Here is a 4,532-nt window from a genome sequence, read left to right as displayed (position 1 = left end):
AGGATTTAGAAATGAATCCAGTCATTGGTCTGGATGTTTCAAAAGGGGAAAGTCAAGTTCAAGCATTTTTAGATAAAGGCAAACCATACCGTAAGAGTTTTAAAGTTTCTCATACTATAGAAGGTCTTGATTTACTTGTAGAGTTTCTGGAGGTGGTTAAGAGAGAAACTGGTAAGAAACCACCTATTGTTCTAGAAGCGACAGGACATTATCATTCCTCTGTTGTTCAATACTTGGAGGACCGAGGGTATTTATTGATAATCATTAATCCATTGATTTCTTATAAGGCTAAAAGTTCAAGTCTTCGGAAAGTAAAGACAGATGCGATAGATGCTTACCATCTCTGCGAGGTGTTTTATAAAGAGGATTTAGAGCCGTATAAGAAGCGTGGTGTGCAGCTATTAAACCTTCGGAATCTTACAAGACAGCACGAAAATATTACTGGTGTATTGATTCAAACAAAGCTACAATTTCAAGCGATTCTGGACCAGGTCTTCCCTGAATACAGAGGTGTTTTTGGTGACTTATATTCGGTAGTATCACTATTAACTCTTTCAGAGTTTCCCTCATCTGAAGATATTTTAGAGGCAAGTGAAGAAACAATTGCCGACAAAATCGCTGAGTTATGTAAAAGTCGTTCCTATCGATGGGCTAAAGAAAAAGCTACTCAGCTCAAGGCTGCCGCAGACCGAAATCCGTTTGAAAAGACTTTGTATCAGAGTCATATTTTGAGTCTTAGTATGTATATAAACATCATTCTTCAATACAAAGAGCATCTATCCAAGTTAGAATCAGAGATAGATGCCCTCGCAAAAGAAGTTGAAGAATATAATATTATCAAATCTATCCCTGGTATAGGAGAAAAGATCGCGGCAACGATCATTTCAGAAATTGGAGAGATAGATCGATTTACTGATCCTAAAAAGCTCGTAGCTTTCGCTGGAGTTGATCCTAGTGTATTCGAATCTGGTAAGTTTACAGCCACCAAAAACCGAATCACCAAAAGAAGATCCAGTAGGCTTCGTCACGCCTTATATATGGCTGTTCGTTGTGCGATTCGTGACTGTCGTAAGAGCAAAACAAGCAATGAAATTATTCCTCAAAATAAGAAATTACGAGAGTTCTATGATAAAAAACGTAAAGAAGGAAAACCTTTTAAAGTAGCTGTTATTGCATGTGTAAATAAGCTCTTACACTGGATATTTGCCCTTTTAAAAAACAAAACGACTTTCCAAGATATAGCTTAGAACCTAAATTAAACTAAATAGCACAAAACCTTCCAAAAATAGACTAAAGGAAGGTTATTTGGTATGCACATTTTTTAGTATAGCATGAGATATTTTAAGTTTTTATTGAAAAATATTGACAAACTATTAGCTGGTTTAGTTGAACAAGGTAATAAATAGCCAATTTTTTGAGACGGTCAAAATTATTAATTTTCCTGGGGCCGAAACTTGTCTCATATTGTGTACTTCAATGATACATAAAACCAGGTGAAAAAAATCGTGCAACATTTTGAACATAGAAAAGACCGTCTATTGACGATCTTTTGTTAAATCCTTCACCTTGTTAATTTTCCTGCCAAAGTCATATGGTTGGCTGTAATAAATTTGGCCACATTCAAGACATTCAACGTCACGAAGACGATTATAGTTAATTTTATCTTTTACGTTTTCTGGATACTCCTCTATTAGTATTACAGACAAAATTCCACCATATTTACACTTCAACAGGATCACCCTAACAAATTCATTTTCTAATTCCATTATACTTGGAAATAAATTTTTTGGAGAAAAAGGAGAATATTTTTAAGAACTTCCTTTATTTCTTTTGATAGAAGTAAGGGAGGAGAAAAATAATGTGGAAATTAATACATTCATAATAGAAAATAATTTAAAAGTGCAAACTATTTAAAGGAGGTGAAAACATGCCAAACATGAAAAATATAACAGGTTTAAAAACAGCAGTTCAACCGACTGAAGGCGGGGAAGGTATACCATCTTTTGCAGGCTCCATTTCAGGCGGTGTTGAACGCCCAGGCCCAACCAGTGTTGAATCACCGGGAGCAACCGCTCATGTTTCAACAAACTCAAATGCCCCCAATGACCCGGTTATTGCTCCACCAGAACATTAAGACAAAACAGATGAAGCGATTGAATGATGTCCTCTAAGACTTAAAAAAACGCCATTATTTGGCGTTTTAGTTTAAATATTAACGATTGTTGTTATTGTTACGACCTTTTTGTTGATTATTTTGATTATCACCAGTAACTGCGTCAACAACATTTTCAATTGCTTCGCCAATATTGTTCATAACTCCGCCGTTGTTATCATTGAAATTATAATTATTATCATCAACATCGTATTATTGTTCTTCTAGGGGTAGCGTCAGGAAAGTGCGGATTTACAACGTTAAGAATTACCCATCATAAAAACCTCAATTTTATCTATGGGATACAAAGATAAAATTGAGGTTTATTTTTTTACTAACGCACCCTTTAGTTTAAGTGCAATTATTCAATATTGCTCGTTCTAAAAAAAGTTCCCTTTTTCAGAGAGGATTGCTTGTAGTCCTTTTAATTATATTATTAAGTAATTCAAAATTATTTAATTTCAAAATAATTGCTATTTTGAATAAGTCTAAGCTCCTCCTCTGTTATTTGAAAATATTCAGAGATCTCTTTAACATTTGCGGTTTCAGGGAAGTTCCTTCTCTTAAGAAAACCATATTTGCGTTTATTATAGGAACTCCACCCAATTAATGCAGCAGAACTTATGACTAAAATTAAAAAAGTAAAGATAAGAATTGCATTGGCGTTTGATAGGTTAAGGTAATAAAATCTTAAATTCAAATTAGTATTGAGGTGAGTGGCAAAATTAAAAAGGAATAAAATAAGATATATCCATCCAAAAATAGTTAAAAGAAGGTCTAAACTTTTTCTAAACTTTGACTGTTTTATGTTAATAATCATTAGTTTCTCCTTACTTTTTTATAAATGGAGTCCACGGTCTGGGCTTTCCCATGTTGCAAATTGCTTTTTATTTCTCTTTAAAATCATTAATCCTTTTGGTAAAGCCATTATTACTAACAAAGCATTTATATGCCAGTAAATAATGGGATACCAAATACCCCATAGTAAATATTTTAAAATCCCTTGTTCATAATTTCTTTCAATAAAAAGAGCCACAAAAAATTGCATTAAACAAATGAAAGATATATAATTCCCTATCCACATTGTAGGCATTAAAAATTGATGAAGAAAAATGAGTTGGTATATAAAAATGATAGTTGAAATAAACCAAATTATGGCCCATAGGACACTAAGGATCTGTTCAATATAGACAGGAAAAAGCCTTCGCTGTCTCCAATCCAGAAAAATACCTCTATGACGTAAAATGACTTCAATTCCCCCCTGTGTCCATCTCAGCCGCTGCTTCCATATTCCTTTAATAGATTCAGGGACTAACATCCAACATACAGCTTTGGGTTCGTAACGAATATCCCAAAACCTTCTTTGTAGTTTCCAGGTTACACCAATATCCTCTGTTACTAAGTCGGTGTCCCACATCCCAGCATCTAACAATGCCTTTTTTCGAAAGACCACGAAAACACCTGACACCGTCATTACTTTCCCTAGCACTCTCTGTGTTCTTTTGATCAACCCAATAATACTAGCATATTCCACTAGTTGAATCTTAGATAGTAAGTTTGTCCGATTTCTTATCCTTGGGTTCCCTGTTACTGCTCCCACTCTCTCCCCATTGTTAGGAGTAATAAAATGTGGAATAACATATTTAAGTGCGTCCTTATCGAGGATTGCGTCGCTATCAATCGTTGCGATAATTTCTCCTTTTGAAGCTAGAACACCTTGTTTTAAAGCGTTAGCTTTACCTTTATTGCTAACAACATTTACAATTCGTAACTTTGGATAAGAATCTAATATTGAACTTAATATCTCAAGTGTCCGATCTTTACTTCCATCATTGATTACGATAATTTCATAATTAGGATAATTTAGTTTTGATGCATATCGTATGGTTTCTTCAATAGTTTGTTCCTCATTAAACGCTGGAATTAATAAGGAGACAAAAGGTGATTCTTCACTACTATATTCTGGAAAATTATAGTCTTTTTCCTTTTTTACATAATATATTAAACTACCAATAATCCATATAATTCCCATTACCAATGGATAATAAAATAAAAAAAGAATAAAAATATTTGCCAAATTAGATCACACCCTTATTAGAAATAAAAAATAACATTTAAAGAATCTTATCATGGTTCGACACGTTTAATACATTCTAGAATTCTGAATACATTGTTAAGCTACACTTAAAATTTCCTAAAGGTTTACTTAACGTCCAGTTAATGGTGAAATTACCATTGTGCAGATTGGGAAGTAATTGCTAAAAATGTACAAACTACATAGCTGAGGAAAGAATAAGAAAAAAGAGAGACTTTACAGCCACTCTTCAACAAATTAATTTTCTTTTTGAATACTACCGTAATTTGGTAATCATTATTAAAG

5 protein-coding genes are annotated in these 4,532 nt (G+C 33.4%); 2 read left to right on the top strand and 3 right to left on the bottom strand.

The genetic code is table 11. From position 1 onward, the window contains the following. Nucleotides 1-11: 11 nt before the first annotated feature. The gene (locus CHI06_RS27350; RefSeq protein ID WP_095251795.1) at nucleotides 12-1,247 is read left to right on the top strand and encodes an IS110 family transposase; all 1,236 of its coding nucleotides are present in this window, start codon (nucleotides 12-14) and stop codon (nucleotides 1,245-1,247) included. 288 nt (nucleotides 1,248-1,535) lie between these two features. On the opposite strand, the gene CHI06_RS27345 is transcribed toward CHI06_RS27350, so the two are convergent. Further along, nucleotides 1,536-1,730 (bottom strand): hypothetical protein, encoded by a 195-nt coding sequence (locus tag CHI06_RS27345; RefSeq protein WP_095251794.1) that lies wholly within the window; start codon nucleotides 1,728-1,730, stop codon nucleotides 1,536-1,538. Between the two features lie 197 nt (nucleotides 1,731-1,927). Here CHI06_RS27345 and CHI06_RS27340 point away from each other — a divergent pair, with 197 nt between their 5' ends. Then, nucleotides 1,928-2,134 carry a hypothetical protein gene (locus tag CHI06_RS27340; protein ID WP_095251793.1) on the top strand — a complete coding sequence of 69 codons (207 nt, stop codon included), beginning with the start codon at nucleotides 1,928-1,930 and terminating at the stop codon, nucleotides 2,132-2,134. A gap of 469 nt (nucleotides 2,135-2,603) precedes the next feature. Here the strand turns inward: CHI06_RS27340 and pgaD are convergent, their stop codons facing one another. Further along, nucleotides 2,604-2,972, bottom strand: a complete 369-nt coding sequence (pgaD, locus tag CHI06_RS27335; RefSeq protein ID WP_095251792.1) for a poly-beta-1,6-N-acetyl-D-glucosamine biosynthesis protein PgaD — start codon at nucleotides 2,970-2,972, stop codon at nucleotides 2,604-2,606. Nucleotides 2,973-2,990: 18 nt separating this feature from the next. Next, entirely contained in the window at nucleotides 2,991-4,229 is a 1,239-nt protein-coding gene (pgaC, locus tag CHI06_RS27330; RefSeq protein ID WP_257009483.1) for a poly-beta-1,6-N-acetyl-D-glucosamine synthase, read from the bottom strand. Nucleotides 4,230-4,532 lie beyond the last annotated feature (303 nt).

This window comes from Bacillus sp. 7884-1, from assembly GCF_002272245.1.
GTDB lineage: Bacteria > Bacillota > Bacilli > Bacillales > Cytobacillaceae > Neobacillus.
This window is presented reverse-complemented; position numbering and strand designations above follow the sequence as displayed.

Coding starts and splice junctions, on each gene's coding strand:
- CHI06_RS27350 (WP_095251795.1), top strand. CDS start 12: ATGAATCCAGTCATTGGTCTGGATGTTTCAAAAGGGGAAAGTCAAGTT.
- CHI06_RS27340 (WP_095251793.1), top strand. CDS start 1,928: ATGCCAAACATGAAAAATATAACAGGTTTAAAAACAGCAGTTCAACCG.
- pgaD (WP_095251792.1), bottom strand. CDS start 2,972: ATGATTATTAACATAAAACAGTCAAAGTTTAGAAAAAGTTTAGACCTT.